The 2,949-nt window shown below is 52.1% G+C and carries 2 rRNA genes (1 of these 2 running past the window's edge); both read left to right on the top strand.

Going from position 1 to position 2,949, the window contains the following annotated elements:
- Positions 1-2,417, top strand: a 23S ribosomal RNA gene (locus J0909_RS18170) (it extends 524 nt beyond the left edge of the window).
- 67 nt (positions 2,418-2,484) lie between these two features.
- Positions 2,485-2,599 (top strand): 5S ribosomal RNA (gene rrf / locus J0909_RS18175).
- Positions 2,600-2,949 lie beyond the last annotated feature (350 nt).

Here is a 2,949-nt window from a genome sequence, read left to right on the forward strand (position 1 = left end):
AACCCCTGTTAGGGGAGTGAAATAGAACCTGAAACCATGTGCCTACAAGCTGTGGGAGCGGACTTGATCCGTGACCGCGTGCTTTTTGCATAACGGGCCAGCGAGTTAATCTGTAGTGCGAGGTTAAGTCTTGAGACGTAGCCGTAGCGAAAGCGAGTCTGAATAGGGCGCCAAGTAGTGCGGATTAGACCCGAAGCCGGGTGATCTATCCATGAGCAGGCTGAAACTTGAGTAAAATCAAGTGGAGGGCCGAACCAGTATCGGTTGAAAACGATTTGGATGACTTGTGGATAGGGGTGAAAGGCCAATCAAACCCGGTGATAGCTGGTTCTCCCCGAAATATATTGAGGTATAGCGTCACATTAGTTTGCCGGAGGTAGAGCACTGACAGGGCTAGGGGCCCCACCAGGTTACCAACCCCTTTCAAACTCCGAATGCCGGTAAATGATGTGTGGCAGTCAGGCTATGGGTGCGAAGGCCCGTGGCCAAAAGGGAAACAGCCCAGACCAACAGCTAAGGTCTCCAAATCAATGCTAAGTGGGAAAGGTGGTGGAGTTGCTGATACATCCAGGAGGTTGGCTTAGAAGCAGCCATCCTTTAAAGAAAGCGTAATAGCTCACTGGCCTAGCGATTCTGCGCCGAAAATGTAACGGGGCTAAGCATTGTACCGAAGCTTTGGGTTCATAGTTTACTATGAGCGGTAGGGGAGCGTTCTCAGATGGGATGAAGGTGTACCGTGAGGTATGCTGGACTAATGAGAAGTGAATATGCTGGCATGAGTAACGATAAAATAAGTGAGAAACTTATTCGCCGTAAACCTAAGGTTTCCTGGGTAAAGTTAATCTTCCCAGGGTAAGTCGGCCCCTAAGGCGAGGCAGAAATGCGTAGTCGATGGGAAACAGGTTAATATTCCTGTACATGTATATGTGTGCGATGGAGGGACGCAGGAGGATAGACGGTCCGGGTGTTGGATATCCCGGTGCAAGCGAGTAGGGTTGAGCTGCAGGTAAATCCGCAGTTCTACATGCCTGAGACGTGACGCCGTGTCATTAAACTGACTGAAGCCGTTAATTCCATGCTGCCAAGAAAAGCTTCTAAGTTTAGCATATGCATACCGTACCGCAAACCAACACAGGTAGGTGGGTCGAGCAGACCAAGGCGCTTGAGAGAACTCTGGTTAAGGAACTCGGCAAAATGACCCCGTAAGTTCGCGATAAGGGGTGCTCGATTCCGTGACCATTTAGCTATGTGAGCGGATTTGAGACGCAGGAATCGGGGGGGGCGACTGTTTACTAAAAACATAGGTCTCTGCTAAGTCGTAAGACGATGTATAGGGACTGACGCCTGCCCGGTGCTGGAAGGTTAAGAGGTGGGGTTAGACTTCGGTCGAAGCTCTAAATCGAAGCCCCAGTAAACGGCGGCCGTAACTATAACGGTCCTAAGGTAGCGAAATTCCTTGTCGGGTAAGTTCCGACCTGCACGAATGGCGTAACGATCTCCCCGCTGTCTCAACCAGAGACTCAGTGAAATTGAATTACCGGTGAAAATGCCGGTTACCCGCGGAAGGACGGAAAGACCCTGTGCACCTTTACTGCAGCTTGACATTGGTATTTGATTAATCATGTGTAGGATAGGTGGGAGACTTTGAAGCGTGTACGCCAGTATGCGTGGAGTCACCCTTGAAATACCACCCTTGATTACTTAGGTATCTAATCCATAACCGTCATCCGGTGTGGAGACAGTGTCTGGTGGGTAGTTTGACTGGGGCGGTCGCCTCCCAAATAGTAACGGAGGCTTGCAAAGGTTCCCTCAGGCTGATTGGAAACCAGCCGTTGAGTGCAAAGGCATAAGGGAGCTTGACTGTGAGAGAGACATCTCGAGCAGGAACGAAAGTTGGTCTTAGTGATCCGGTGGTTCCGAATGGAAGGGCCATCGCTCATAGGATAAAAGGTACGCCGGGGATAACAGGCTGATCGCGTCCAAGAGTTCACATCGACGACGCGGTTTGGCACCTCGATGTCGGCTCATCACATCCTGGGGCTGAAGCAGGTCCCAAGGGTACGGCTGTTCGCCGTTTAAAGTGGTACGCGAGCTGGGTTTAAAACGTCGTGAGACAGTTTGGTCCCTATCCTCCGTGGGCGTAGGAGAATTGAAAAGGGTCTGCCCCTAGTACGAGAGGACCGGGGTGGACGAACCCATGGTGTTCCTGTTGTCGCGCCAGCGGCATTGCAGGGTAGCTAAGTTCGGAAAGGATAACCGCTGAAAGCATCTAAGCGGGAAGCCCGCCTTAAGATAAGTTCTCCCTGGACATTATGTCCCTAAAGATCCCTGGAAGACCACCAGGTTGATAGGCTGGAGGTGTAAGCAACGTGAGTTGTTCAGCTGACCAGTACTAATAGATCGTGCGGCTTATTTAACAACTAATGGAATTCTCTCTTCCCCTATTTACTAATATATCCGAACTCTTGAAGTTCACCAAATTTTCTTGGTGGCCAAGGAGGAGGGGGTACACCCGGTCCCATTCCGAACCCGGTAGTTAAGCCCTCCATCGCCGATGATACTGCATGGTAGCGTGTGGGAAAGTAGGTCGCCGCCAAGGAATCTTTCCAAAAAGCCCTCAGTCAAACGACTGAGGGCTTTTTGCGTTGGGGAAACAGAGCGGGGGAATAACCGCCGTAGTTGGAATACGGAAAGAACGCCCCCTCAGCCACGCCCTTGCCAGGCCCCGAGCCTGGCCTCCCTCCTATTTTCTTGTATGTCTCGCTCCGGCCGTCGCGCACATGGTCCTTCCCCCCGGAAGGCCCCGACCGTGCATGAAAAAGCGTTTTCGCGCTCTTGGCGCGGTCTTTCTCGTTGTGCGGATCGTGGTTTGAGGAAAGGAAGGGGCGTATCTGTTCTTCAGGGGCGAGGTCTTGCGGGAGGCACCGGGCTTCCACGCGGGGAACTCGG

This window comes from Desulfovibrio sp. Huiquan2017, assembly GCF_017351175.1.
GTDB lineage: Bacteria > Desulfobacterota > Desulfovibrionia > Desulfovibrionales > Desulfovibrionaceae > Pseudodesulfovibrio.